The sequence below is a fragment of the Mesorhizobium sp. SEMIA396 genome (assembly GCF_024518615.1).
Classification (GTDB): Bacteria; Pseudomonadota; Alphaproteobacteria; order Rhizobiales; family Rhizobiaceae; genus Mesorhizobium.
In genome coordinates, this window is sequence record NZ_JANIFC010000001.1 from 225,496 (window position 1) to 252,267 (window position 26,772).

Sequence of the window (26,772 nt, forward strand, 5' to 3'; positions counted from 1 at the left end):
GGCACTGGGCTGAAGCTTCTGCGCTACGGGCGTGTCCGTGACGACCTTATTCTCGACGCAGAGCGCTTCTGTCTGGACACAGAAATTCGCCTTGTCAGTAGGGTGCAAGGGAATTGCTCCGTGGAGAGGGCGAACAGTTCGCAAATGATTCCGCGATACGCGGCGAACCCTAGTACCCGGCTGCAGCCAGCCCGTCAGCGTGCATCTCCAAACGCGATGACATGTTTTCCATATGAGACTCCCTCACGCCGGCAGTTGCGGTAAAAACCCTGGAAAAGCAACCCGAGCCACAGAATTGGGCTGAGCCCACGGTGTAGGCGGATATTTGTCGTGGGGGAGGAGCGTTGCCGCAACCCTACCATTTGCGCCATCGCCAGACAGTCTGGTTGGCGGCGATTATGCGCCCGAACCCTTGGTTCACACGATCCAAACCGCCTTAACACGACAAATATTAATGAGGAGGAATTAATAAATGCCAATGAAGACACTTGCTGCTGTCGGCCTGACAATAGCTATCGCTCTGACCGGTACTGTCCCGACATCAGCCCAGATGAAGAGCAGCACGTTCAACATTCTGATGCTGACTGATCTTTCCTCGGTCTATTCAGAAACCTCAGGTCCAGGTGATGTGGAATTCGCAAAGATGGCGGTCGAAGATTTCGGTGGCAAGGTCAACGGGGTTCCGATAAAAGTCATCGTCGTCGACAACAAGCTTGATCCGGCGCTGTCCGTCAACAAGGCACGCGAGATCATCGATTCCCAGGGCGTGAATCTGATAACGGACGTGTCGAGCTCGGCGGCCGCGATCGCTGTTGCCAAGCTTGCCAACGAACGACACATTCTGACGACTTTCGTCAGCCCAGGAACCATGGCACTTTCCAACGAGGCCTGCGGTAAATACACTTGGCACTACGGATACGATACTTCAGCCATGTCGGTCCCAGTCAAACAAATGACCAAGGAGGGCACTAAGAAGTGGTACTTTATCGCGGCTGACTTTGCCTTCGGTAAATCTCTGCTCGATTCTTTCTCAAAGGCTGTCAAGCAGAATGGCGGCGAAATCGTCGGGGTGGACATGGTGCCGTTCCCCAATGATGATTTCTCAAACTATCTCCTGAAAGCGCAGGCGGCGGGCGCGCAGGCCATCGGCATTCTTGAATCGGGTCAGGACCTGCGCAACGCGGTCAAGCAGGCACGAGAGTTCGGATTGATGGACGCCGGTATAAAGATTGTTCCCGGCCAGTTGAATCTGTCGGACGTCAAAGCTCTTGGCCCAGACACTTGGGCTGGCGTTAACGCCGCGCTGATCTGGTATTGGGATCTGGACGACGAGACCCGGAAATTCGCCAAACGCTTCCATGAGAAACTGAATTTCTATCCCGGCGACATCCACGCCGGGAACTATTCCGCCGTCTATCAGGTGCTGAAAACGGTCCAGGAACTCGGCACCGACGATCCCGACAAGGTGACGAAAGTCCTTGAAGGCCGACGTTTCAGCGACATGTTCGCGAAGGACGCGCTCATGCGCAAGAGCGACCATCTTGTGGTCAAGCGCACCTTCGTCGGTCAGGTCAAGCCCGCGTCGGGCGTGAAGAACGATAGTGACTTTTTTGATATCACCGGCTCGGTTCCAGGTGACGAGGCGTATTATCCGGAGACGGACAGCACCTGCAAGCACGACTGGGAGTAGGACGACATAGTTCCCGGAATCGGTTTATCGACGTCGCCGGGACGCATCTGGCCTGCAGGGATCCGGAGTTCTACCTAATGTCATATTATGCGATATTGCTCTTCAATGGGCTGGTGAGCGGCGGGGTCCTGGCGCTGATGAGCCTCGGAATGAGCATCATTTTCGGCATGATGCGCGTGGTCAATTTTATGCATGGCTCCATGTTCATGCTTGGCGCCGTCACCGCGTTGGTTCTGGGGTCTCAATTCGGCCTCTCGTTGTGGGTCGGCTTCCTCGTTTCAGCCGTCTTTGTTGGCACGACTGGCATCGTGCTGGAACGGCTGCTTATACGGCGCCTCTACGGCCTCGACCTTGCGTATGTTCTGATCCTAACGTTCGGCCTCTCGCTGATCATGCAAGACGTCGTCCGGATATTCTACGGTGTGACGTCCGCGCCCTATCTTGTGCCCGACCTTCTCAAAGGTGCCGTCAACCTTGGGTTCGTCTCCTATCCGAAATATCGTCTCTTTGTCGTCATAGTATCGATCGGCTTGTGTTTCGGTACATGGTTCGCGCTGGAGCGTACCCGTTTGGGCGCCCTTATCCGGGCGGCCTCGGAGCGGCCCGATCTCCTCAAATGCTTCGGTGGGAACGTACCCCTCCTCATTTCCGGGACATTCTTCTTTGCCTCGGCTCTGGCCGGGCTGGCTGGGGCGCTCTCGGCGCCGTTGCGCAACGTGTCACCCTTCATGGGCGAAGAGATGATCAATTTCGTCTTTGCTGTGGTCGTTGCCGGCGGGATGGGGTCGATTGCCGGCTCGGTGGTCATGGGCTTTGCATCCGGTCTCGTCTCGGCCATCGCAGCGATCTTCTATGCCCCGGCGTCCACCGCAGTCATTTACATCCTTATGCTTGTTGTGCTGCTGGTGCGGCCCGGCGGTATCTTCCAGGGCATCGACATCTCTCATTTCGCGCTTCACTACACACCGATGACGGAGCGCGCGCGACAGGTATTCCTGAGCAGGCCTGCCGCCTTGGTCGCGCTTGCTGCCGCCCTTCTGCTTCCTTGGGTGATCTATCCGGTCCTGGCGACCGATATCATCCTATGGGGATTGTTCGCCCTCGGTTTCGATCTTCTGTTCGCATTCGGTGGCCTGCTATCTTTCGGACAGGCGGCCTATTGGGGCACTTCCGCTTATATCACCGGCATTCTGATGGTTAAGCTCGGGGTCCCGATGCTACTTTCCGTGCTCACGGGTGTCGCCGCCAGTACGGCTGTCAGCCTCCTCTTCGGCTTGGTCGTCGCGCGAAAGAAGGGGATCTATTTCTCGATGATCACTTTCGCGTTCGCATCGATCGTATATTTCATCATCAACCAGTTTCCCGACTTTACGGGGGGCGAGGATGGCCTGCATGGGCTGGTTCGGCCGACACTCCTGGGGCTGGATCTGGGCGATGATAGGGTCTTCTACTATGTATCTCTGGGCGCTGTGGCACTGGTGGTCTACGCCATCCTACGGCTTCTCAAATCGCCTTATGGGCTCGCGCTTCTCGGCGCTCGCGAGAACGAGCAGCGCTTGATGAGCATTGGGTACAATGTATACAGCCTGCGAGTGAAGGCTTACGTGTTTTCGGCTTTGGTATGTTCGATCGGAGGCGCTTTTTATGCGCTAAACCATCAGTTCGTTACGCTCGAGATGGTCAGCTGGCGGGCGTCCGGAGAGCCGGTCATGATGACGCTTCTGGGCGGAGCAGGCACCATTTTCGGGCCATTCGTTGGCAGCGGCGTCGTCCTGATGATGCGCAGCACGCTTTCGTCGATAACGGACAGCGGCAGCCTGTTCCTTGGCATTTTGTTCGTCACCATTGTGCTTCTGTTCCGCCGCGGCATACTCGGCGAAATCGTGCATTATTCCGTTGACCGCGTTCCACCCGCCGAAATGTCTGGCTCGGGCAGGCGATATGCATCGAAGCCCGATCGGGTTGTCGCTACGGGAGATGCAGCCGATGCCTGATTGTGGCCAGAACATTGGCGAGAGCGCTGGCGGAACCGTGATGCCGCTACTGGAACTGCAGTCCGTCACGATGAGTTTCGGCGGCTTCAAGGCGATCAATGACTTAAGCCTGAAATTCGAGAGAAAGCCGGTTTACGGCATCATCGGCCCTAATGGGGCCGGCAAGACGACTTTGTTCAACGTCTTGAGCGGGTTTTATCGGCCGAAGCGTGGTCGGCTGCTGTTCAACGGCCAGGACATGACTCGTTTACGTGCCGAGCAGTTTGCTCGCCAAGGTATCGTGCGCAGCTTTCAGATCACGAGCATCTTCCCCAATCTCTCGGTCATGGACAATGTCGTGCTGTCGGTGCAGCGCCGAGCAGACGGGGGTACGAAGGCCTTCGCAAAGATCGACTGGCATGAGGATCACCGGCCGGAAGCGTCGGCACTGCTGGATCAGGTCGGAATTCCGTCCTCTTTGCGCGGTCGACCCGCAGGGGACCTGCCATATGGCCGCAAACGCGCCTTGGAGCTCGCGATTTCCCTGGGAGCACACCCAACGATTCTCCTTCTCGACGAACCAACCGCTGGGATGACGACGGCAGATGTATCGCGTACGACGGACCTTATTGCGCAACTGTCCGTCGACCGCATGATCATCGTCGTGGAGCACAACCTCGGTGTCATCGCAAATGTCGCCGATGAGATCATTGTGTTGCAGCAGGGGGCGCTTCTAACGCGCGGTCGCTACGCCGACGTCCGACAGGATCCCCGGGTGATAGAAGCCTATTTGGGAAAGCGCCATTGAGCATGCTGGAGATAACGGATCTCGACGCCTATTATGGCGAAAGCCATATTTTGCAGGGCGTCAACTTGTCTGTCCAGACTGGCGAAGTGGTAACGTTGGTGGGGCGAAACGGTGCCGGCAAGACCACGCTGCTGAAGTCGATCATCGGCGATATTCCGCGACGAACCGGGAGCATCCGCTTCATCGGAACCGAAATCATCGATCTCTCGCCTGAGCGGATTTGCAAGATGCGGGTCGGTTTTGTGCCGGAAGACCGCGGAATTTTCTCGACGCTGAACGTATACGAGAATCTGTCGATCGGCCGTGCGAACGGAGACACCGCCTGGCCGCTCGACCGGATCTATGAGTATTTCCCGATCCTCAAAACCCGGCGCTCGCAAAAGGCCGCGTCGTTGTCGGGTGGGGAAAAGCAGATGCTAGCGATAGCGCGGCCCCTTTACATGGGCGCTTCGTTTCTGATGCTCGACGAGCCGACAGAGGGGCTGGCACCTGTCGTGGTCGATGCGATCGGTGCACTGATCAAAGATATCAAGTCCACAGGACTGACCATTCTCTTAGTCGAGCAGAATCTTCAATTCGCCGCCGAGGTCGCCGACCGGTACTACGTAATCGAAAATGGAAAAATCGTCAGAGAAATGACGAACCATCAGATGGCCGAAGATCAACAAAGTCTTCTTGATCACCTCGGAGTGTGAGGCACGACCAGGATGTTGTCGAGCTCCGGATGGCAATGGCGAATCAAACCTTTGACAACGCCCATCCTCGAGCTCCGCTGCCCGACCGCGAAAACGCCGGGGCACGCTCATGCGCGCTGTCGCCGATCCTGGCCTGCGCTGTCCCAGGACATCTCGATCGCAACGACACAGCCGAGTTACGCGCGAGGGCCAAGCCAACTTAGCGTTATGGTCAAAATGCAGTGATTGATCTTCTCTGTGGATTGCACTGAGGCACCCCTCCCAAAAAACTAATTGTCTTCTTGGTCTTAGGTTCGCCGGACCATACGAGAGAATATGAAGGAAACCGGTTGGCTAACCATCCCCTCTACGTATTGATTGTATATGCAAAGTTGACCCGCAGAGGCTAAAACAGTCGTTATTCGTCAGTGGTTTACGAAGCGGTTCGTCCATTTTGATTCAGGAAGCTGATCCAGCTATTTCGCTGCCCGAATTTAACTCATACCGAATGGCAGCTTTGCGTCCAATATCGGCCGTTCGGCCTCACCGGCATCGATCCCCCCAAAAGCGGCCGTTCGTTCCTCCGGGCAAGCGGTCGCTCAGGAATGCCTGGCTTCGGATAATCCAGTCAGTCCGCTTTGTGGGAACGGTGGGTCATAAGCAGCCGCATAGATTGGCTGAGAACGCCGTTGGCGGATGAGCATGGGAACGCGTTCCATTACCGGCGACGGCTTTCCGCCAGATGTCGGCTACACCGACGTTCGCCCCCGCAATGAAGCGTCACCTATGAACTCGGTCGGAGACAGTCGTTGTAGGGCGAGAACGTAGCGTTCCGACGCATCCGGAGGAGTTTTCAGTTGAGATTAAACGAACAAGCCCGGCCGTGAGGTCAGACGTCCGGCGGCCGAAACTCACGTACGACCTCGAACACGCCGGGCTCGAAAATCACAGTTTCCATGATCTCTCGAAGCGCGCTCATCGAGCTGCTGCCTGCGCGCATCGCCTGATATTCCGCGAGGCTTCGCCAGCGCGCATACATCACAACCCGCTCGCCATCCAGGCTCAGATGCAGTGTCGCGCCTTCGAAGCCAAGGGCCGTCGCGACCGACTCTTCTGTGACTTTGGTTAGCAGAGCTATCAATTCCGCCGGCTCTTCTGCCTTCAACCGGAAGGTGTTGATCAGAATGACGCGGCGCTGTTGTTTCGGCATCACGAAGCCCTTCCTTCCACGTGCGGCTGTGCGTCTTCAGAACCTGAGGCCGCCGCAGCTTGCAGCACGGCTTGCAGTTCCTGGTCGAGACGCTGCGCGACGACGTCAACCAGCGGGTCGCCGAACTGGCGGAAAACGGCGGCGGGCCGGTCGTACTCGAACGCCGAGCCTTCTCCGTCCTCTCGCAACAGGACGCGGATGGGTGCGTAAATCCCGGCGGAAAGCTGGTGGCGGGTCATCTTCGAGGCCGTAAGCGGGTTGCCAATGTCATACTGGATGGAGCGCCGCTTCTGGCCTGCGATCGCCAACAGCGCGCCATGGTCCCGGAAGCCGAAAATCGACAGGTTCGCCGAAGCTTCGAGCTCGCGCAAAGCGCGCTCGGCCTCGCCGTATCGCAGTAGTGTGAATATCCCATCGTCGATCCGCGGGACGAGGCTCTCAAGCCTGGCCTTCGTCTCGGTGAAGGGATTGGCGGATCGGATGGTGATGTGCTCGTTTGTGAACGGGCGTGTCTCGACCGTGGGGGTGGCCATTGGCTGTCTCCAAATGATGAGGGGCGGGATTTCGAGAGCGATTAGAAGGTTATTGACTTGCCCTGAGGACCTTCTCCACCCGCGCCGCGAGACCAAGGAGCGCGCGATCCTCGCTTTCTGGCCCGTCGAGCTCGAGGCCGATCGGGAGGCCATGGCTGTCAAGGCCGATCGGCAGGCTGAGCCCGGGTAGTCCAGCAGCGCTGGCGGGAATGGTGTTGTTGGCCAATGCCCGGAAATCAACCGCCTGGCCGCCCACGGTGAATTGCATCTGGCGCTCAACCCTCGGTGCCGTGCAGGGCGTCGTCGGGAAGATCAGCGCGTGGGCACCATGCCGCGTGAAAATCTCGCTCATGCGTTCCTTCACCGCCAGGCGGTCGGCAGTCAGGGCGTGATAAGCCTGCTCACTCAGGTAGCCCGGCGCGCCGGGTATGACGAAGTGGTCCCAGGCGTCCTTGACGCCTGCGCGCAGACCCACGTGCAGATCCTTGAAGGCGACGGGGATCGCGTGTCGCTCCAGGAAGTCGCTCAGCGAGGCCTTGGTCTCGCGGAAGAAGAGGCTCCACGTGGTCCGAAGGGCCAGCGCCTGGAAGTCCCCACCGAGATCGATCTCGACGATTTCGGCCCCCGCCTCGGCGAGGCGCAGGAGCGTGTTGCGGAACCGCGCCTCGACCTCGGGGTCCACTGGGTTCAGGTACTGGCGCGGCGCAAAGGCGAAACGGGTCCCCTTGAGATCGGCGCGAGAGTCCAGCTCCGCCGCCGGCGCACCGGTGACGACCTGATCGATCAGGACGCAATCCTCGACGCTTCGGGCGAAGACCCCCGTCGTATCGAGTGTGTGAGAGATCGGCGCGACCCCTGCGCGCGGCCAGCGGCGGGTTGTCGGCTTGAACCCCACGACGCCGCATAGGGAGGCGGGGACGCGGATTGACCCGATCGTGTCCCCGCCCAGCGTCGCCGGAGCGAGGCCGGCGGCGACCGCCGCCGCCGAACCGCTCGACGAACCGCCGGTTACATGGTCGGGCGCATGCGGGTTTCCGACCTGGCCATAAGGGCCGTTGTCGCCTGTCAAACCATAGGAAAGTTCGACCAGGTTGGTCTTCCCAAGCACGATCGCGCCCGCCGCCTTGAGCGTCGCAATGGCGTCCGCGTCCTCAGTTGGCTGGAAGTCTCTGAGCGAACCGACTCCCAGCGTCGTGCGCAAGCCGGCCGTGAGATAGCTGTCCTTGATGCCGAGGGGAACACCGAGCAGCGGCGCGTTCACGCCCTTGGCGCGGGCCTTGTCGGCTTCGCGGGCTGCGGAGAGGGCGCCAGGCTCGTCCAGGGTGATGAAAGCTCTCAGGCCCTCTTTCCGCCGCGCCTTGGCGAGAAGGGCAGAAACATAGTTTTCGGCGCTGATCTCGCCCCGGCGAATGGCTTCCGCCGCGCCCGACACGCCCAGCCGTGTGAGTTCTACCGCTTCTGGCACATTGGCATCGATGGCTCTGGTCTGCTGGTTCAGCATGAGCCTCTCCTCTCATTAGTAATCAGTTAGATGTTGCATGACATCTATTTGGATGTCATATAACATCTAACCTGTCAAGGCTCGTTCGTGAGCGGTAGCGAGGAAGCGTCGTTGAGGAAGTCAAACAAGGAAGCCGCTGAAACCCGGCGCGCCATCGTCACCGCGGCCGCAGACTGCATCCGGCGCACGGGCATCGCCGGGGCCAGTCTCTCGGACGTTATGGCTGCCGCCGGCCTCACCCACGGCGGCTTCTACAAGCATTTTCGCAACAGGGAGCAGCTGATAGCCGAGGCGCTCGTCGCTGCGGGCAACGCATCTGCGGACATGCTCGGGAAGGTCCGGGCAGAAAAGGGGCGGAACGCTGCGTTGGACCGCTACCTGTCCCCTGAGCATCGCGATGCGGGTACGCCTACCTGTCCAATGGCGGCGTTGGGGAGCGAAGCTGCCCGGTCCTCAGGTAAGACGCGGGCGGCGGCGGTGGCTGTCGTCGAAGAGATGATCGACGCGCTGGTCGAAGATCGATTTTCTGGGGAGGCCCGCGGCGAAGCCATGGTGGACTACGCCACCATGATCGGCGCAATGACCTTGGCCCGAATCGCGTCGGGGACGCCACTATCGGAGGAAATCCTTGAACGTGCAAGGAAGCGCCTGCGTCGATAGGCGCGCCCCGTCTGGACAGCGCCGTGACCGGCCCACTCGCGGCCTGCGGGCTGAACGTCCGTTACGGAAGACGGCCGCCCCAGCGTCGGTGCAGGACGGCCGGTTACGGCGCCGATAGCGATCCGAGCCGCAGGAGCTAGGCCGGCAGCCTTTGTTTCCAGCATAGCCCCGATAAGGGTCGCTTCGGCCAATTTCGGGGGCACCAGTTGGTCGTGTGTCCGCATTCTCGTTACACGGCCGTTCCATCATAGTTCCTTTCAGGTTGCGAGGGGGGCGGCGGCGGATGTCCGTGCCGTCTGCTGTGTTTTCAGGGTGGAATCAAACGGCCTCGGTCGCGGCGGCTTGCCGGACAAGCGCCGCGATCACCTCCACAAGAGGTGTCTTGCCTTTGACGCTGTTCTGTCCGTTATCTTTGAAGTCGATCCAGCCTTCGTTGAAGCCGTCGAGCATGCGCATGCGCGGCTGTGGGTTACGCGTACCCTGGGCACGGAACAGGCCCTCCCAGCTTTCCCGCGGGACGATCTCCACCCGCACCGGATGCCCGAGTGCCGACGCGAAGGCATTGGCGAGATCGTTGGGCGAGACCCGCGACGGGCCTTCAAGTTCCACGACCCGCTTGCCGGTCCACCCCTCGCGGATCAGATCGGCGGCAAGCCGGCCGATATCCTGCGTCGCCACCATGGCGAAGGTCTTGTCAGCCGGCTGGAGGAAGCTGTGCAGCACGCCTTCGTCGCGGGCCGGCGCGACGTCCCAGGCCGCATTTTCCATGAACCAGCCGGGCCGCAGGAAGGTGACGGGAAAATCGAGCTCGCCGAGGGCTTCTTCCAGCATCGCCCGTTGGCTCAACAGATTGTCCACTTCCCCGTCGGCGCCGATGGTGGAGAGGCAGACGACCCTTTCCGGGCGCGCAGCAAGGAGAGCGGTCGTCAGCACCTCATTCTGCTTGGCCGCTTCCGGATAGCCGGGCGCAGGGTCGAATTCCGACGGCGGCAGAATGAAAACGCCAGTGGCGCCCTTGAAGGCGGCAGCAAGCTGGGCGGCGGCGCCCATCTCGGCGAAGGCGATTTCACACCCGCGCTTGCGCCAGATTTCCGCCTTGGCGGGATCGCGCAGCACCGCACGGACCGGTTCTCCGGCTTCGATCAGGGCTTTCGCCAGCGCGCCGCCGACCTTGCCAGTTATTCCTGTAATCGCATACATGATATGTCTCCTTGTGTTGAAATCGGGATGGATCAGGCGAGGCCGTCGTAGAGGCCGCGCTCGAATGTGCCGTAGAGCTTCACGACCTTTTGGTCGTAGAAGGGCAGGAGCTGGGTGAAGATGGCGCCGGTCACCTTCCTGACCGGGTCGAGCCAGAAATAGCAGTTGAGCAGGCCGGCCCAGGAAATGCTGCCTGCCGACCGACCGTTCGGACCGGGCAGCGTGTTGATGTCGAACGAATATCCCCACTTGTGGGGCTCGTCGGGAAACTGGTCGAAGCTCTGCGAATAGGCAGGCTGGGCAGTCCTCATGGCATGGACGTCGAGGTCGCCGATCTGGTTGCGCATCATCGACGCGACCGTTTCCGGCTTCAGCACCCGTACGCCTTTATGAGTGCCTCCGTTCAGCAGCATCCGCAGGAAGGCCATGTAGTCGCGCGGCGTACTGAAGCCGCCGCCGCCGCCCATGAAGAATTCCGGCCGCTGGGGCATTTCGAAGGGCGCGGGCGTCAGGCCGCCGTCTTCGCGACGGTTGTGGAAGGTGGCGACCCTGGCCTTCTGCTTGCTTCCGATCAGGAAGCCTGAATCGGTCATGCCGAGCGGGGCGAAGATGTTCTCGCGGAAATAGACTTCCAGAGACTGGTCGCTGACCGCCTCAACCAGCTTTCCGACCCAGTCCATGCTAATGCCGTATTGCCAGCGTTCGCCGGGATCGAATTCGAGCGGTGCCAGAAAGGCGCCGTTCTTGCACGTGGCGATGTCCGGCATGCCGGTGACGTTCTCGTAGCGGGTTAGTGCATCGCTCCAGATCGAATAGGTATAGCCGGAGGTGTGTGTGAGCAGGTGACGCACCTTGATGGCCAGCTTGGCCGGGCGCAGGCGCGGCTGGCCGTGGCCGTCGAAGCCCTCCAGCACCATCGGATTGGCGAGTTCCGGCAGATATTTCGCCGCATCGTCCTCGGGATTGATCCTGCCCTGCTCGATTAGCTGCATGCAGGCCGTGGCGGTGAAGGCCTTCGTCATGGACAACAGCCAAAATACCGTATCAGCGCGCATCGTTGCTCCGGTGGCCGTACTGGCCTTTCCGAAGGTTCCTTCGTAGATCATGCTGTCTGGTCCTGCCGCGGTGGCAACGACGCCGGCGACGATCCCGTCGCGCACCGCCTGTTCCATGGCCATGTTGATGGACTTGAAGTTGCCGGACCGCGCTTGCCGGTTGGCCGCCAGTGCGTGAACCGGCGTGTTCACCGCGGCGGCGCCCGCCGCCAGCAAAAGGCCGCCACGCGCCAACAGGCTTCTGCGTGAGATCGCATTCATGGATGAATTCCTTCTCGCAAGGTCGGAGACTTCCGCGGTCCGGTGTGCCGCCGGCGCCGTCCCGGCGCTCAAAAATCATCTATGGGAAGCGACGCGATGATTCACGCGCAATAAGATCAAAGATAAGATGACTCAAAATCATCATGATGGGCTATTAACGATCATCGACCTTGCAACGGAGTTAGGGCATGAGTTTCGACACGCGGCTGCTGACCGGGGTCGGTGTTTTCGGGGCGGTGATGGAAGCGGGCAATTTCGTGCGGGCCGCGGATGTTCTCGGTCTCACGCCATCGGGGGTCAGCCGTGCGGTGGCGAGGCTCGAACAACGTGTCGGTGTCAGGTTGTTCGACCGCAATCCGCGCGAGGTCGCGCTGACGGAGGAGGGCGCGCGCTTCCATGCCCGGATAATGCCGCTGCTGGCCGGACTGGAGGAGGCGGCCTCCGAAGCCGCCGGTTCGGCGGCATTCGTGGGCGGGCGGCTCAGGGTATCGATCGATCCCTGGTTCGCGCGAATGGTGCTGGCGCCGAGGATCGGTGAATTCCTGGCACGCTACCCCGCACTGTCGCTCGATCTGACCACCAGCAACTATCGCGAAGAGTTGATGAGCGGCGCGGATGTCGCCGTGCGCTTCGGTCCGCCGGACGAATCCTCGCTGATCGCGCGCAAACTGCTGGACGTCCCGGTGCTTACCTGTGCCGCCCCAAGCTATCTCGACCGTCACGGCATTCCAGCCACGCCCCACGACCTGATGCACCACGATTGCATCCTATTCCGCGACCCGCAGACCGGGCGGCCGTTCACCTGGGAATTCCGAGGGGATAACGGGGCCATCGAGATCAAGGCGTCGGGGCGGTTGGTCTTGGACGATCCCTCCGCCGCCGTCGCGGCCGGTCTCGCGGGGCAAGGCATATTCCAGAGCCTTGCCATCGGCCTGGACGAGTGGCTTGAGAGCGGGGCGCTCGCGACGATCCTGGCGGAATGGTCAGACGAGCAGTTTCCGCTTTACGCCTATCATCCGTCACGCCACATGCCGCCTGCAAAAGTGCGCGCTTTTCTGGATTTTGTTCAACGGATCGCGGCGGAGTAGCGCGGGGCATTCTTGCCGCACGGCCCTAGCTGCCGCCGGAAAAAATGCTTGCTGCCTCGCATGATGGTGTTCCATATCGGTCATATGAGCCGACGGGGAGCCGGTCACCATCGGTCGAGCGGCCGAAATGCAATCGACGCCTCAGCCGCTGGATATCATCGCCTGGTCGGGCCGCTTGAAATTCGGAATTGGCTCTTATCTGCTTTTTCGTGATGACTTGCCAAAATCTTTAGCCGACAGACCACATGCCAACGGAAGTCCAAAGTCTCCCGTACCCAGCCACGTCAGCCTTTGGTCCTGATCTCATCTGACGCCAGGATGTCTGTGATTCACCGGATGCCCGGCGCGCCTTACCGCGTAAGTCTGCCTTCTTGGCCTCGCTTTCCAGAACCTGCCAGTCTCCTTCCGGCCCCAAACCCGACATTTAGAGATGGCCTGAGGGAGAACCGCTTTTGGTGCAACTTTGACCTTGTCGGCATCCGAGTTCGTGCAGCTGAACCCAGGTCGCTCTGGATCCTACGGGCGTCATGTGGTGGGACAAAAACATTGAAAAACATTGGAACAGATTTGAATGCTGCGCGGTCCCACCGACCTCTAACCGCTTGATTTGATTTATTTTCCAAACATCCTCCGGGCCCACCATTATCTTATTTATCAATAAGGTATCGTGTTTTATTTGCCTCGGTTAGCCAAATCAGGTTGACGAATCCGTCGATCTCCTTGAATTCATTGATTTATAATGGGCTCCCGAGGACTGCCGATCAAACTGCTTTACAACACGGGGCGGCGCGAAAGGAATCGAACTGCCCGCAATGCGCTCGTTCCATCCGTTTCGGGCGGGTGCAGTCCTTCGGCGCGATAGCGGGCTAACTCTCAGCAAATATGTGCGCCGTGCTCCCGGGCTGACCGAGCCTCCAGATGCGGGCTATGCAGCGACGCATCTCGTCAGCGGTGGCCCCGCCTCGAAATTCGGCAAGACGTATGGCCTTGGCTTCCAGTTCCTGTTTCGAAAGGGTGTTGCCGGGATCTCCCTTGGGCTCGTCGACGCGGGCATTGAATTTGCGGCCGTCAACCGTCGTGACGCTCACCTTGCCGACCCACTGCTTGGGATAAAGGGTGTCGACCTCGGCGTCGAGTTCCATCCGCACCTTCGCGCGGAAGCGTGCGACGCGGGCGTCGGCAAGCGCGTGGTGTTCGAACGCGTCGAGGTCGGCGACGCCGTGAACAGCGATCAGCCCCAAAACCGTGCCCATGGAGAACTTCGCCTGGGTGGACGGTTTGCGGAGTGACCACCGCGCCCAGGACATCGATGGCTCCCTGATGGACATGGGTCACCACGCCGGTGATGTCGTCCGGACCGAGCCCTTCGCGGCGCATGAGAGACTGCAGCGCGTCGGCGGCCGGATGAGTGTGCCGGCAGGCTGCGTGCCATTTGAAGGAGGTCTCCTCGGTTGCCCAACGGCTGCCGAGCCCGTCCGTCAGGCGGGCCGGATCGGCGTCGCTGGACATGCCGGCAGCCATTCCTTGCTGGCCTTCGAGGATCCGCGCGGCGCCCTTGAAGCCATCGCGCGCCAGATAGGCAGCGAACAGACCGTTGGCGGCCGCTCGCGCGGTATGGAGTTGCTTGGAATCGGCAGCGTCACGCAGAAATTCCCAGAGACCTGCCGCCTGCGTACCGGCCGAGCCGACAGCATGGTTGAGCCCGGCTGCGTCCAACCCGATCAACCTGCCGACCGCCGCGGCTGCTGCCACTGCGCCAGCCGTGCCGGTGGTGTGGAATATCTCGTAGTGCGAGCGTCCGAGGAATTCTCCCACTCGAATGCCCACTTCATAGCCGGCGATGCAGGCAGTCAGGACTTCGCGGCCGGTCTTCTCCTCAGCCTCCGCAACCGCCAAAACGGCCGGAAAGATCACCGCCGCCGGGTGAAAGACCGAGCCGTTGTGAACGTCGTCCTGTTCCACGACATGGGAGGCCGCCGCATTGACCATCGCTGCGAAGTAGGGGCTTGTGCGCCGCCGCGTCGGGATGATGGTGCTTGGGCCGTCCGCCGGCCCCATGGCACGCGCAAAACCGTCGATCATCTCGACCTGGTGCGCGCCCTTGCCGGCCAGCGCCGAGCCGAGCCAGTCGATCATCAATCCTTGCGCGAAATGAACGACGCGCGGCGGGATCTGTTCGAAGTCGAGTTCGGCAATGAAGGCGCAGAGCCTGGCGGTTGGCCAATCGGCGGTGTCCAGGCTCATCCGTTGCTCCTCCCCTGCATGCCCTTTAGACCAAAGCGGCCCGGCGCAGGACCTGCCTTGCGCGCTCGATGACCGGCCGATCCACCATTTCGCCGTTCACCTGGCTAGCTTCGCCGGACGAGGCTGCGCCGACGATGTCTCGTGCCCATGTGATGTCATTATCGCTCGGGCGAAAGCCACTGCGAATCGGCTCGATCTGCCTCGGGTGGATGGCCATCTTGCCGCCAAAACCCATCTTCATGGCGTGGCGGGCGTCATCCTCGGTGATTTCGGGACTGTTCAGGTCGGTCGTTACGCCGTCAATCGGCGCGGCCCGGCCAGCGGCGCGCGAACGCCAGACGATTTCGTTACGAGCCGCAAGCAGGATCAGCCGATCATGCGCGCAACCGAGATCGAGCGAGAAGTCGACCGAGCCGAAGGCGACGGCAACGACGTTGGGCATGGCCAATATGTCCGGCAAGTTGGCGAGACCGACGGCGCTCTCGACCAGCGCGATGACGGAAACGCTGCGTGCCATGTGCCTGGCCATATCGGCAATGTCTTCCGGACGTTCGGCCTTGGGCAGCATGACGGAGACGCCGTCAAGGCGCCGCACGGCAGCGATGTCCGCCTGGTGCCAAAATGTGCCGGCGGCATTGATGCGGACCACGACCGCGGATTTCAGCGCGGCTGCATGAGCAACGACCGCTTCCCGAGCGCGGTCCTTGTCGCCAGGGGCGACGGCATCCTCGAGGTCTAGAATGACTGCGTCCGCGCCGCTGCTGTCGGCTTTGGCAAACCGCTCAGGACGTGAGCCCGGCACGAATAGCGGCACGACAGGCGTGACGAAGCTCACCATTGCGCCGTGGCTTTCACCGTCACATGGCTGTCGGACGACCGTGCCTCGAGAGCCATGCCGTCCTGGCCTGGGGATGTTGCGCTCAGAAGCAGGCGCTGCGGGCCAGTCGCCGGATGGACGCCGCGGAATGAGAAACGGCGCGGCGACTGACCGACAATGGCGGCGGCGAAGTTCATCAGCAGCGTCGCCTGCAGCGGGCCATGGATGACGAGCCCGGGATAGTGCTCGACCCCCGTGGCATAGGGCGCGTCGTAGTGGATGCGATGCCCGTTGAACGTCAGCGCGGAATATCGAAAGAGCAGCACGGGATCGATGTCGATCGTGCGCTCGTGCGATGCGGCCAGGGGCGAATTGGCCGGCGGGGCAGGGGACGCAGCAGCGGCTTCGGCGCCGCGATAGACGATGATCTGGTCCTCCTCGATGACCGGACCGGAATCGTTGGCGATGTCGTGCCGGACCGTGACGAAGGTGAGCGGGCCGGTGCGGCCCTGCTTCTCCTCGATGGCGGCCAACGTCGAGCGGCGGCGGATGCGGTCGCCAGAGCGGATCGGCGCCATGAAACGCATGTCGCTGGCAGCCCACATGCGACGCGGAAGCGGCACCGGCGGCAGGAAGCCGCCTTTGGCCGGGTGCCCGTCAGGTCCGAGTTCTCGCATGGCGGCAATGTCGGGCGCCAGGCACCAATGCAGTCCGGGCGCGGCCGCGCCCTCGGCAGTCTGCGCCGCGTGGTCCCCAAGCGTGGCGCCAAAGCTGGCCAGCAGGCGCGGGGTCACAACATCCTCGACCTCGTGCGTGCGTCCAACCCATTCCTGCAGTGTGCTTGTGTCCAGGCTCATGAGGTCCTCGTCAGGCGGCGAATTCGGACCGGATCCGGTCCGTATCGGCGCCAAGCGCGGGGACGCTTGGAACCGTTGCAAATCCCTCCGGCCGCCCTGCCGGCTTGGGTACTGCGATGCGCTTGCCGTCCGGCAGTGCCACCTCCGTCCGGCGGAGCGCCTTGTGGTGCGGCAGGTCGCGCATTGCACTCACCCGGCCCCAGGCGATCTGCGCCTCGTCGAGACGGCTTATGGCCTCGTCGCAGTCGATTGCCGCGAAGATCGGTTCGATCTCGGCGTCGAGCGCCGTGCGGTTGGCAACCCGCCAGGTGTTGGTGGCGAAGCGTTCGTCGGCGAACAGATCCTGCCTTTGCAGCACGAGCGTGCAGAAGCGCTTCCATTCATTGTTCTGCTGGATGGACACGACCACGCTGCCATCCCGACAGGCATAAGGTCGATAGGGGTAGATCGAAGCATGCGCCAGGCCATATCTCTGCGTCTCGCGGCCCGCATATTCGTAGTGCAGCAGCGGCACGGTCATCCAGTCGGCCATGGCGTCGAACATGGCAATCTCGACAATGCGGCCGCGCCCGGTCTTCTGGCGCGCCAGCAAGGCTTCGAGGATCGCTGCATGGGCATTCATGCCGGTGGCGATGTCGGCGGCGGAAACCCCGATTTTGCTTGGCGTGTCCGGCGTGCCGGTAACGGCGCAGATGCCGCTTTCGGCCTGCACCAGCATGTCGTAGGCGCGCATGGCCGCGTAGGGCGTGTCCTGCCCGTAGCCGACGATGTTGATGGCTATCAGCCGAGGAAACTCTTTCGCAATTGTATCGGCCGAGAGGCCGAGCCTGTCGATGGCGCCCGGCACGAGATTCTGCACGAGGACGTCGGCGCGCGCGACCATCCGGTGCAGGAGAGCCAGGTCGTGCTCACTCTTCAGGTCGAGCACCGCGCTCTCCTTGCCGCGGTTGAGCCAGACGAAGTAAGCCGACATGCCTTCCACTGCGGAATCGTAATGACGCGCGGTTTCGCCTTCCGGACGCTCGATCTTCACGACGCGTGCGCCGGCATCGGCAAGGCGGACCGTGCAGAGCGGAGCGGCGACGGCCTGCTCGATCGAAACGACAAACAGGCCCTCCAGTGGGCGGGCGCCGTCAGACATTGCGCTGCACTCCCGAGCGCGCCAGCACACCAGGCTTCAGCCGCTCGTTCTTGCCGTAGTCCTCGGCGGCGTGGAAGAACAGATGCGGCGTGCCATCAATGTCCTCGAGCCTCTTGCGGTAGGCGTCCAGATAGGCCTTGCGGCCATCGTCGCCGACGCGGCCCGGCATGTAGGCGACGAAGGGCGGCAGCACGTCGAAGCCGGAATAGCGCAGCAGACCATTGTGGATCGGCCACAGCACGGTGAGGATGTCGCCATCGATGCCGTCGGGCGCGTAGGTGTCGGCCGACGTGCCCGTGGTGGCGGCCACCATGGCGAGCTTTCCCCTGAACATGCCGGTGTCGTATTTGCGGCCCGGCAGATAGGCGAAACCGCGCGCGAAGACGCGATCGGCCCAGCCCTTGAGCATTGCTGGCATTCCGAACCACCAGACCGGGAACTGGAACAGCACGAAGGCCGCCCGCTTCACCTTTTCGATCTCTGCACTGATATCGGCCGACAGTGCGCCGGCCTCGTAGGCGGCGGTCTGTTCGCGCGGCAGGCTGAAGAAGTCCGGATCGTTACGCTCGCCCGATACGTCGCCCGGCCCTGCGACAGGATTGAAGCCCATCGCATAGAGGTCGCTGACGACCACATCGTGGCCTGCGCGGGTCAAGGTTTCCACGGCCAGATCCTTCATGGCGCCGTTGAAGGATTTTGCTTCCGGGTGTGCATAGACGATGAGGACGTTCACGGACGACTCCTAGTAGGAACGCGGCAGTCCAAGCACGTGCTCGGAAAGGTATGACAGGATGAGGTTGGTCGAGATCGGCGCGACTTGATAAAGACGCGTCTCGCGGAACTTGCGCTCGACATCGTACTCTTCCGCGAAACCGAACCCGCCATAAGTCTGGATGCAGACATTGGCTGCTTCGTTCGAAGCGTCGGCCGCCAGCATCTTGGCCATGTTCGCTTCGGATCCGGGGTTCTTGCCGGCCTCGTAGAGGCTCAGCGCCTCGCGCACCATCAGTTCGGCCGCGCGCATGTTGGCGTAGGCCCTTGCGATCGGAAACTGGATGCCCTGGTTCTGGCCGATCGCCCGGCCAAACACATGCCGCTCCTTTGCGTAGGTGCTGGCCTTTTCGATGAACCATTTCGCATCGCCGATGCATTCGGCTGATATCAGGATGCGCTCGGCGTTCATGCCCGAGAGGATGTAGCGGAATCCCTTCCCCTCTTCGCCGATCAGGTTTTCGGCGGGTACGCGCAGATCGTCGAAGAAGACCTCGGTGGTGGCATGGTTCATCATGGTGCGGATCGGCCGGATTGTGAGGCCGTTGCCGACGGCTTCGCGCATGTCGACGATGAGGACGGAGAGGCCGTCGGTCTTTTTCATGCCGTCCTTCAGCGGTGTGGTCCGCGCCAGCAGCAGCATCAGATCCGAATGCTCGGCGCGGCTGGTCCAGATCTTCTGGCCCTTGACCACGAAATGATCGCCATCGAGGCGAGCAGTGGTCTTGAGCGCCCCCGTGTCGGTCCCGCTGCTCGGTTCGGTGACGCCGAATGCCTGCAGGCGCAATTCTCCCGCGGCGATCTTCGGCAGGTATCGCTGCTTCTGGGCTTCCGAGCCGTGGCGAAGAAGCGTGCCCATCGTGTACATCTGGGCATGGCAGGCGCCACCATTGCAGCCGGCGCGCTGGATTTCCTCCAGCACGGCAGCGGCGGCCGAAAGCGGCAGGCCCGAGCCACCATATGCCTCCGGGATCAGGATCGAGAGCCAACCGGCCTGCGTCAACGCTGCGACGAAGTCGCCGGGATAGGCCATGTCCCTGTCGAGTGCGCGCCAGTATTCTCCGGGAAAGCGCGTGCACAGCCTGGCGACGGCATCGCGAATGTCCTGATAGGCTTCCATGAGGTTTGTCCGGGTTTTCGTCTTGCTGCGGGCCTCACTATCGCGCCTCCGTGCCCTGTCAGCAATGCAGGGCGGACGTGAGCAGATATAACGGAATTCTAATGCTTATGGTGGAGGGCCGAGAAGCTGGCCGACCCAGACGGCCCGCCCGACAAGATCCTTGGCGATGTCCTCTATCGCTTGTCCGGCAAACCGCGCGAGCCGCGAGGCAGGCCGGTCCGCCGGGTAGGCAAGGATCAGGCGGCGCACGGGCACCGGATCGATCAATGGCGCGGCGGTGAGCAGCCCGGCGGTCACATCGGCATGGATAGGGGCGAGCGGCAGGATCGTCCAGCCATGGCCGTTGCGCACCAGGTCCTTCAGCGCCGAATAGGAGTCCGCTTCGATGCCGACATCGAGCGTGATGCCGGCATCCGTGGCGCAGCGTTCGACGATGATGCGTAACCCGTGCTTGATGCTGGGCAGCAGCAGGCGCTTGCCGGCGAGCGAGGCGAACGACACGGCGCGCACGGTTGAAAATCCCGCATCCGGCGGTCCGATCAGGAAGAGGTTTTCCAGGAGCAGCGGGCGCGAGCGCAGCGAACGCGCCATGCGCGGGTCGTAGAGTACCGCGACGTCCACCTCGCCGCGGTGCATCCAGTCCAGCAGATAGCCGGTGTAGGCGCTGACAAGTCTGAGCTTCGCCTTGGGATGGGCCTTGCCGAAGGCGGCCGCCAGCGGCAGCGAAATAATGTCGGCAACGGTGGGCGGCAGGCCGATGGCCACTTCGCCGGTCAGCGGCGCATCGGCGGGTGTGGCCGTGGCGCGGATCTCGTCGATCTCGGCCATCACGCGCATGGCGTGCGCCAGCACCTCCTTGCCCTGCTCGGACAGCACCATGCCGCGTCCGTGGCGCAGGAAAAGGGCAAAGCCCAATTCCTCCTCCAGCATGCGCACCTGCCGGCTGAGCGCCGGCTGCGCAATGTGCAGCCGGTCGGCGGCCTTGCTGAGGCTGCCGAGTTCGGCGACATGGATGAGGGTGCGTAGCTGCGATAACTCCATGAGCTATCGAATACCATTATATCTGATCACGAGAAAGAGACGAAGATTGCATCGGTCAAGCGCGCTAGTCTAATGCCAGTCCAATATCTCGGAGATGCAAGGTGACGGCGAGCATACAAGCAAAACCTCCGGAAGCAGCAGCGCTTGCCGCCGCTCCGACCGTGTCTGAAAGGCAGTGGCCGGATCAGGTCTATGAGGTGCTCAAGGCTGCCGGCATCAGCCACATGTCCTATGTGCCGGATGCCGGTCATACCACATTGATCCGCCTTTTCAGTGAGGATCCCGAAGTCGTCACCAATGTGCTGACGACGGAGGAGGAGGGCATCGCCATCGCAGCAGGCTCCTGGCTCGGTGGCAAGCGGAGCGTCGTGCTCATGCAATCCTCCGGTGTCGGCAATTGCATCAACATGCTGTCGCTTCCCGTGCAGGCGCGCTTCCCCTTGCTCGTCCTGGTGACGATGCGGGGCGAATGGGCCGAGTTCAACCCGTGGCAAGTGCCGATGGGGCAGGCGACGGAGGCGTCGCTGAAGGCGATCGGGCTCAGGGTGCTGCGCGCCGAAACCGGTCCCGACCTGGTGGAGACGGTGGCGCAGGCAGCCTTGATGGCTTTCGACGCCGACCAGCAGATTGCCGTGCTGATCGGGCAGCGGCTGCTCGGCAAGAAGAAGTGGTGAGCGACATGAATTTGCCGACGATGGACCGCCGGGTTGCGGTGAAGAAGCTGCTTGACGCCCGTGACGGCGCCCTGGTCGTGACCGGTCTCGGCTCGCCGAGCTACGACGTGCATGCCGCCGGCGACCGCAACGACAACTACTATCTCTGGGGCGCCATGGGGGGTGCTGCGCTGATCGGCCTCGGGCTTGCCCAGGCCCAACCCGACAAGCGGGTCATGGTGATCACCGGAGATGGCGAACAGCTGATGGCGTTCGGTTCGCTGGCGACGATCTCGGTGGCGCGGCCGAAAAATCTCGACCTGATCGTGCTCGACAATCAGCATTTCGGCGAGACCGGCATGCAGTCCAGCCATACCGGCAAGGGCATTGGTTTCGACAAGGTCGCGGCCGCTTGCGGTTTTTCGAAGACCGCCGAGCTGCGTACGCTGGAGGAGGTCGACATGCTCTGTGGAGAACTTCGGCGCCCGGCCGACGGTCCGCGCCTTTTCGTGCTGAAAATCACCGCCGAGAACCTGCCGCGCTCGCTGCCGCCGCGCGACGCGGTCGAGGTCAAGAACCGTTTTCGCGCCCATCTGGGCTTTGCCACCTGTTGAGGACCGATATGGCGCTGGTTAGTTTCCAGAACACGGTCGGCGGTCGGTTGCAATCGACAGCCGATACATTCGAGAGCCATGATCCGTTCACCGGCAGGCCCTGGGCGCTGATCCCGCGTGGAGGAGCGAGCCAGGTGGACGCCGCCGTGGCGTCCGCGAAGGCAGCATTCCGGTCGAAGGAATGGGCCGGCATCACGCCGACCGCGCGGGGCAAGCTGCTCGTGCGGCTGGCCGATCTGATCGCCGAGAACGTAGATCGTATTGCCGCCATCGAGACGCGCGACAATGGCAAGCTGCTCACCGAAATGACGGCACAGCTGCGCTATATCCCGGAATGGTTCCGCTATTTCGGCGGTCTTGCCGACAAGATCGAAGGGTCGGTGCTGCCGATCGACAAGGCTGGCATGTTCGCTTTCACCCGCCACGAGCCGCTGGGTGTCATTGCAGCGATCGTGCCCTGGAATTCGCCGCTTTTACTTCTGACATGGAAGCTCGCGCCGCTGCTGGCGGCAGGCAACACTGTCGTCATCAAACCGTCGGAACACGCCTCGGCCTCGACGTTGGAGTTCGTGAAACTGTTTGCGCGGGCAGGCTTCCCGCCCGGCGTGGTCAACACCGTTACCGGCATGCCGCTTGATGTCGGCGCGCCACTCGTCTCTCATCCCGACGTCGCCAAGATCGCCTTCACTGGTGGTGAGCCTGGCGGGATCGCGGTCTATCGGGCGGCTGCCGAACAGCTAAAGACCGTCACGCTGGAGCTCGGCGGCAAATCGGCCAACATCGTCTTCGACGACGCCGATATCGAGAGCGCGGTCAACGGCGCGATCTCAGGCATCTTCGCGGCCAGCGGCCAGACCTGCATCGCGGGTTCGCGGCTGCTGGTGCATCGCAAAATCCACGACCGGTTCGTGGAAGGCGTCATAACGCTGGCGGCCAGCGCTCGATTGGGCAATCCGGCGCTGCAAGAGACGCAGGTCGGGCCGATCACCACGCAAGCCCAGCGCGAGAAGGTGCTGTCCTATCTCGGCATCGCGCGCCGCGAGGGTGCGCTTTGCGTGCTGGGCGGCGGCAAGCCGGCCTCGGGTGAATTGGCCGAGGGCTGGTTCGTCGAGCCCACCATCTTCACCGGCGTGAACAACACCATGCGGATCGCGCGTGAGGAGGTGTTCGGGCCGATCCTGTCCGTCATCCCCTTTGACGACGAGGACGAGGCCTTCGCCATTGCCAATGACAGCCCCTATGGGCTGGCGGCGGGAATATGGACCAGCGACATGGGCAGGGCGCTGCGCGGCGCGGCCGCGATGGAAGCGGGGATGGTCTGGATCAATTCATACCGTGCCGTCTCCTACATGGCGCCCTTCGGCGGCTACAAGAGGAGCGGTATCGGGCGCGAAAGCGGGCAGGACGCCATCAATTCCTATCTGCAGACCAAGACGGTGTGGATAGACACCGCCGGCAAGACCGCCAATCCCTTCGTTATCCGCTAGGCTAGGCTTCGGTGGGAGAATCCCCATTCCTAGCCAAGCTCGGCCCATGCTCCCTGAGACGGTGGCCGACTTACAAATGATCGAAGGATTGGACATGAGACAGGCAGGCAAGGTGGTGGTTGTCACAGGCGCGGCGCGCGGCATCGGACGCGCTTGCGCGGAACGCTTTTTGGCCGAAGGCGCGAAGCTCGTGCTCGGCGACATCGATGCCGTGGAGTTAAAAAAATGTGCCGCTGAAATCGGTACCACCGACAGCGTCCTGGCGGTCGTCACGGATGTCAGCAAGAAGGACCAGGTCGATGGGCTGATTGCAGCGGCGGTGGCGAAGTTCGGCCGTGTCGACATCATGGTCAACAATGCCGGCATCGCTCCGGTCCAGGACTTTCTCGACATCACAGAGGCGGACTACGACAGGGTTCTCGCCGTCAATCTGAAGGGCGCGTTCATGGGCACCCAGGCCGCAGCCCGCCAGATGATCGCGCAGGGTGGAGGCGGCGTCATCATTAACATGTCGTCGATCAATTCGGGCCTCGCCAACCCGCGTGTCGCCACCTACGCGATCTCCAAGGGCGGCATGAACCAGGTCACCAGCACCGCCGCCGTCGCCTTCGCTCCCCATGGCATCCGCGTGGTCGGTGTCGGCCCGGGCACCATCGCCACGGACATGGTCATGGACGGGACATTCATCGATTCGGAAGAAATGAGACGGGCAGTCCTTTCGCGTACACCGCTCGGGCGCCTCGGCACGGCAGCCGAGATCGCCTCGGTCGTGGCATTCCTGGCCAGCGACGACGCTTCCTACATCACCGGCGAGACGATCTACCCCGACGGGGGGCGCCGCGTTCTGAACTATACGGTCCCGATCAAGGAGTGAGAAGAATGGGGAGTGACGACATGGGCAATTTCGACAAGCTGCATCACATCTGCATCGTCGTGCACGATATCGACAAGGCGCAGGCCTATTATGACTCCATCGGCATCGGGCCATGGGAGTCCTATCCGCCGCTGGCCGAATACGAAGAACTCCAGGTCCCAAGCCCCGAGGGTTTCAAGGCGATGCAATACCGGATTTGCAACTTGCCGAACGTTCAGCTGCAACTGTGCGAGCCGAACGGCGATCCTTCACCGCAGCGGATTCATCTCAATGGCAAGGGTGAAGGCGTCTTCCATATCGGCTTCGAGGTTCGTGATGCGGATGCAGCCGAGGCCAAGGCGCAGGACGACGGGCTTCCCGTGCTGATGCGCGGGCGCCGGGAAAACCGCACCGGCTTCACCTATTACGATACGGCCGACAAGGCGGGCGTGATCCTGCTGACCCGGGCGACCAATCTGCCCGGCAAATGATCTTCGCGCGAAGGATTGGGGCTGGACAAGGAGACGGGGCGACTGATCAGCTGCCCCGCAATTCCTCAAGCCGGTCGACCAGGAATTTGCCGCTGGTGATGATATGCATTTCCAAAAGGCCGACGGCGCGCAGCGTATCCTTGGCTTCGCACAGGTCGATGAGTTGCCAGTGGTCGCGGTCGGACTGTGCCTGGATCTCGGTGAGCGTCACCATCATGCGCGTGTAGCGTTCCAGCTGCTGATAGATGCGCCCGACCAGTTCGATCGTCGCCTTGCGGCCGGACGGCGCGTAGAGCGCGGCGTGGAAGTTCCAGTTGAGCTGGTTCGAATACTCGCCGGTCTTGCCCTGCTCCTGGTGCTGCTTTGCACGCTCGCGGGCCAGCGCGAGGTCGGCCTCCGTCATCCTTGGAATGGCGAGGGCCAGTAGCCATGTTTCGATCCGGGCCCGCAATTCGTAGAGCTCGAGGATCTCGTCCAGGGAAATGGAGGTGACGACGGCGCCCTTGTGGGAAACCAGCGTGACGAAGCCTTCCGAATGAAGCTGATGCAGCGCCTCTCGCACCGGAATTCGGCTGACGCCGAACTCGGTGGCCAGATGCTCCTGCCGCAGCTGAAAGTTGGCCTCGTATTCGCCGATCAGGATCTTCTGCCTGATGGCATCGGCGACCTGGGTCGAGATGGTTTTCTTCTGTACGAGCATGAATCAGCCTGAGGCGGCCGCCGTGTTTGTTGACTGGCGCCGTGTTGATTGAAGAAGTGGACGCATAGCACCGTTGTCACCGCGATGCCATGTCGCCCGTTTCGCTTCAGTAGACATGTTCCTCGATAGGTTGATTGCCAGCGATCCGTTCGTAGCGGAAGGCCGACAGGTCGACAGAGCGGTACTCGCCATAGGCAATGAGATCACTGACGCCCGACCCGGTCGCCGCTGCATGCATCATGCCGTGGCCGCTGAAGCCGGTAGCCAGGACAAAGTTCGAAACCTCGGGATGCCGGCCGATGATGCCGCTGTGGTCGAAGGTGTTGTATTCGTAGAGCCCCGCCCAGGCGCGCAGCATGCGCAATTGCTCAAACCCGGGCACGCGATGGGCGAGCGCCGGCCAGATCAACTCGTCGAACAGGTCGTAATCCACATCCAGGCCAAAATCGTCCGGCTCGTTCTCGCGCACCGGCGGAATACCGCACAGGAAGAGCTGGCCTTCCGGCCGCAGCCAGAAGCCGCTCGTGTCGAAGACGAAGGGGCAGTTTTCGATCGTTGCCGGCGTTTCGAAGACGAAGACGCAGCGCTTGCTCGGGACAACCGGCAGTTCGGCGCCGGCCATCCTGGCGATGCCCGCGCTCCACGGTCCGGCCGCGTTGATCACCGTGCCGGCGGCAAGCCGGTCGCCATTGTCGAGCACCACTTCGCCGACCTTTTGGGGAGACGCCATGGTCAGTCCGGTCACCGTCGCGGCAAGATAGTCCACGCCCTGCGTGCGCGCCTTGCGGCGAAAGGCCTGCATCAGGCCGGGGCCGTCGAACCAGCCTTCGCTGCCAAGGCCGAGCGAGCCAAGGGCGAGATCGTCCGTGTTGAGCCACGGGAAGCGTCGTGCCAGATCGACCTGCTCGATCAGTTCGGCGTCGACGCCCATGCCGCGCTGAACGCGGTTCTTGGCACGCTGCGCGTCTGCCCGCTCGGGTGTCGCCAGCACGAGGTAACCGGGCTCATGCAGGCCGATGTCGGCCAACTCGTCGCCGATGGCAAGCCGCGTCTTTACCTGGCGCAGGAAGTCGATGCTGAACTTCGACATGGCAATGTTGGGCGCCGTGCCGAACTGCTGGCGGATGGCGCTGGTCGACAAGGAAGACGAGGAGGCCGTGTAGTAGGGGTCCCGCTCGATCACCGCAATACTGCCATCGAAATCCGGATTGGCTGACAGGAAATAGGCGATCGAGCTGCCGACAACGCCGCCGCCGACGATCACCACATCATAGTTCGTGCCCATTCCAATCGTGTTCCCTATCTCGAATGTCATACGCGGCGATGAAGG

Annotated in this window: 25 protein-coding genes and 1 pseudogene; 11 read left to right on the forward strand and 15 right to left on the reverse strand. The window is 62.0% G+C overall.

Annotated features, from left to right (window positions below; translation table 11 throughout):
- Positions 1-472: 472 nt before the first annotated feature.
- The 4 genes from NP503_RS01085 to NP503_RS01100 all read left to right on the forward strand — a co-directional run bounded on the left by NP503_RS01085 (position 473) and on the right by NP503_RS01100 (position 5,166).
- Complete coding sequence (locus tag NP503_RS01085) at positions 473-1,690, forward strand: ABC transporter substrate-binding protein (RefSeq protein WP_127267175.1); 1,218 nt, start codon at positions 473-475, stop codon at positions 1,688-1,690.
- 77 nt (positions 1,691-1,767) lie between these two features.
- A complete protein-coding gene (locus NP503_RS01090; protein ID WP_127267174.1) occupies positions 1,768-3,684 on the forward strand; it encodes an ABC transporter permease in 1,917 nt (638 codons plus the stop codon).
- A gap of 40 nt (positions 3,685-3,724) precedes the next feature.
- Positions 3,725-4,471, forward strand: coding sequence for an ABC transporter ATP-binding protein (locus NP503_RS01095; RefSeq protein ID WP_024504922.1), 747 nt, complete (start codon positions 3,725-3,727; stop codon positions 4,469-4,471).
- 2 nt (positions 4,472-4,473) lie between these two features.
- Positions 4,474-5,166, forward strand: a complete 693-nt coding sequence (locus NP503_RS01100; protein ID WP_127267179.1) for an ABC transporter ATP-binding protein — start codon at positions 4,474-4,476, stop codon at positions 5,164-5,166.
- Between the two features lie 868 nt (positions 5,167-6,034).
- Here NP503_RS01100 and NP503_RS01105 read toward each other — a convergent pair.
- The 3 genes from NP503_RS01105 to NP503_RS01115 are packed head-to-tail and all read right to left on the reverse strand — an operon-like array spanning position 6,035 to position 8,389.
- The gene (locus NP503_RS01105) at positions 6,035-6,355 is read right to left on the reverse strand and encodes an antibiotic biosynthesis monooxygenase (RefSeq protein ID WP_127269693.1); all 321 of its coding nucleotides are present in this window, start codon (positions 6,353-6,355) and stop codon (positions 6,035-6,037) included.
- Positions 6,355-6,888: a DUF302 domain-containing protein gene (locus NP503_RS01110; protein ID WP_127269695.1), complete on the reverse strand. Its 534-nt coding sequence runs from the start codon at positions 6,886-6,888 to the stop codon at positions 6,355-6,357. Before NP503_RS01110 ends, NP503_RS01105 begins: the two co-directional genes overlap by 1 nt.
- Positions 6,889-6,937: 49 nt before the next feature.
- On the reverse strand, positions 6,938-8,389 hold the full coding sequence (locus NP503_RS01115; protein WP_127273204.1) for an amidase family protein: 1,452 nt from the start codon (positions 8,387-8,389) through the stop codon (positions 6,938-6,940).
- 111 nt (positions 8,390-8,500) lie between these two features.
- On the opposite strand from NP503_RS01115, the gene NP503_RS01120 reads away from it, so the two are divergent.
- Positions 8,501-9,049 (forward strand): TetR/AcrR family transcriptional regulator, encoded by a 549-nt coding sequence (locus tag NP503_RS01120; RefSeq protein WP_164748759.1) that lies wholly within the window; start codon positions 8,501-8,503, stop codon positions 9,047-9,049.
- Between the two features lie 318 nt (positions 9,050-9,367).
- On the opposite strand, the gene NP503_RS01125 is transcribed toward NP503_RS01120, so the two are convergent.
- Both NP503_RS01125 and NP503_RS01130 read right to left on the reverse strand, forming a co-directional pair.
- A complete protein-coding gene (locus NP503_RS01125; protein ID WP_127269701.1) occupies positions 9,368-10,249 on the reverse strand; it encodes an NmrA family NAD(P)-binding protein in 882 nt (293 codons plus the stop codon).
- Between the two features lie 32 nt (positions 10,250-10,281).
- Complete coding sequence (locus NP503_RS01130; RefSeq protein WP_127269703.1) at positions 10,282-11,565, reverse strand: serine hydrolase; 1,284 nt, start codon at positions 11,563-11,565, stop codon at positions 10,282-10,284.
- A gap of 188 nt (positions 11,566-11,753) precedes the next feature.
- On the opposite strand from NP503_RS01130, the gene NP503_RS01135 reads away from it, so the two are divergent.
- Positions 11,754-12,653, forward strand: a complete 900-nt coding sequence (locus NP503_RS01135; RefSeq protein ID WP_127269705.1) for a LysR family transcriptional regulator — start codon at positions 11,754-11,756, stop codon at positions 12,651-12,653.
- A gap of 866 nt (positions 12,654-13,519) precedes the next feature.
- Here NP503_RS01135 and NP503_RS01140 read toward each other — a convergent pair.
- The 8 genes and pseudogenes from NP503_RS01140 to NP503_RS01175 form a co-directional block, all read right to left on the reverse strand.
- Positions 13,520-13,981: a hypothetical protein gene (locus tag NP503_RS01140; protein ID WP_306244649.1), complete on the reverse strand. Its 462-nt coding sequence runs from the start codon at positions 13,979-13,981 to the stop codon at positions 13,520-13,522.
- Between the two features lies 1 nt (position 13,982).
- Positions 13,983-14,897, reverse strand: a pseudogene (locus tag NP503_RS01145) (MmgE/PrpD family protein); the annotation flags it as partial.
- Positions 14,898-14,922: 25 nt separating this feature from the next.
- Positions 14,923-15,735: a CoA ester lyase gene (locus NP503_RS01150; protein WP_127269707.1), complete on the reverse strand. Its 813-nt coding sequence runs from the start codon at positions 15,733-15,735 to the stop codon at positions 14,923-14,925.
- Positions 15,729-16,571 (reverse strand): MaoC family dehydratase N-terminal domain-containing protein, encoded by an 843-nt coding sequence (locus tag NP503_RS01155; RefSeq protein ID WP_127267895.1) that lies wholly within the window; start codon positions 16,569-16,571, stop codon positions 15,729-15,731. The genes NP503_RS01150 and NP503_RS01155 overlap by 7 nt, the downstream gene beginning before the upstream one ends.
- Positions 16,572-16,581: 10 nt before the next feature.
- A complete protein-coding gene (locus tag NP503_RS01160; RefSeq protein WP_127267894.1) occupies positions 16,582-17,712 on the reverse strand; it encodes a CaiB/BaiF CoA-transferase family protein in 1,131 nt (376 codons plus the stop codon).
- Entirely contained in the window at positions 17,705-18,445 is a 741-nt protein-coding gene (locus NP503_RS01165) for an NAD(P)H-dependent oxidoreductase (RefSeq protein WP_127267893.1), read from the reverse strand. The genes NP503_RS01160 and NP503_RS01165 overlap by 8 nt, the downstream gene beginning before the upstream one ends.
- Before the next feature lie 9 nt (positions 18,446-18,454).
- Positions 18,455-19,603 (reverse strand): acyl-CoA dehydrogenase family protein, encoded by a 1,149-nt coding sequence (locus NP503_RS01170; RefSeq protein WP_127267892.1) that lies wholly within the window; start codon positions 19,601-19,603, stop codon positions 18,455-18,457.
- A gap of 105 nt (positions 19,604-19,708) precedes the next feature.
- Positions 19,709-20,644: a LysR substrate-binding domain-containing protein gene (locus tag NP503_RS01175; protein ID WP_127267891.1), complete on the reverse strand. Its 936-nt coding sequence runs from the start codon at positions 20,642-20,644 to the stop codon at positions 19,709-19,711.
- A 161-nt stretch (positions 20,645-20,805) separates the two neighbouring features.
- On the opposite strand from NP503_RS01175, the gene NP503_RS01180 reads away from it, so the two are divergent.
- The 5 genes from NP503_RS01180 to NP503_RS01200 all read left to right on the forward strand — a co-directional run bounded on the left by NP503_RS01180 (position 20,806) and on the right by NP503_RS01200 (position 24,742).
- The gene (locus NP503_RS01180; RefSeq protein WP_164748823.1) at positions 20,806-21,318 is read left to right on the forward strand and encodes a thiamine pyrophosphate-binding protein; all 513 of its coding nucleotides are present in this window, start codon (positions 20,806-20,808) and stop codon (positions 21,316-21,318) included.
- Between the two features lie 5 nt (positions 21,319-21,323).
- Positions 21,324-21,911, forward strand: coding sequence for a thiamine pyrophosphate-dependent enzyme (locus NP503_RS01185; RefSeq protein WP_127269711.1), 588 nt, complete (start codon positions 21,324-21,326; stop codon positions 21,909-21,911).
- A gap of 8 nt (positions 21,912-21,919) precedes the next feature.
- The gene (locus NP503_RS01190; protein WP_127267889.1) at positions 21,920-23,398 is read left to right on the forward strand and encodes an aldehyde dehydrogenase; all 1,479 of its coding nucleotides are present in this window, start codon (positions 21,920-21,922) and stop codon (positions 23,396-23,398) included.
- Positions 23,399-23,492: 94 nt separating this feature from the next.
- Positions 23,493-24,272 carry an SDR family NAD(P)-dependent oxidoreductase gene (locus NP503_RS01195; RefSeq protein ID WP_127267888.1) on the forward strand — a complete coding sequence of 260 codons (780 nt, stop codon included), beginning with the start codon at positions 23,493-23,495 and terminating at the stop codon, positions 24,270-24,272.
- Between the two features lie 5 nt (positions 24,273-24,277).
- Complete coding sequence (locus NP503_RS01200) at positions 24,278-24,742, forward strand: VOC family protein (protein WP_245465939.1); 465 nt, start codon at positions 24,278-24,280, stop codon at positions 24,740-24,742.
- Between the two features lie 46 nt (positions 24,743-24,788).
- Here NP503_RS01200 and NP503_RS01205 read toward each other — a convergent pair whose 3' ends face one another.
- Both NP503_RS01205 and NP503_RS01210 read right to left on the reverse strand, forming a co-directional pair.
- The gene (locus NP503_RS01205; RefSeq protein ID WP_023809526.1) at positions 24,789-25,442 is read right to left on the reverse strand and encodes a GntR family transcriptional regulator; all 654 of its coding nucleotides are present in this window, start codon (positions 25,440-25,442) and stop codon (positions 24,789-24,791) included.
- 106 nt (positions 25,443-25,548) lie between these two features.
- Positions 25,549-26,727 (reverse strand): FAD-binding oxidoreductase, encoded by a 1,179-nt coding sequence (locus tag NP503_RS01210; protein ID WP_127269417.1) that lies wholly within the window; start codon positions 26,725-26,727, stop codon positions 25,549-25,551.
- Between the last annotated feature and the right edge of the window lie 45 nt (positions 26,728-26,772).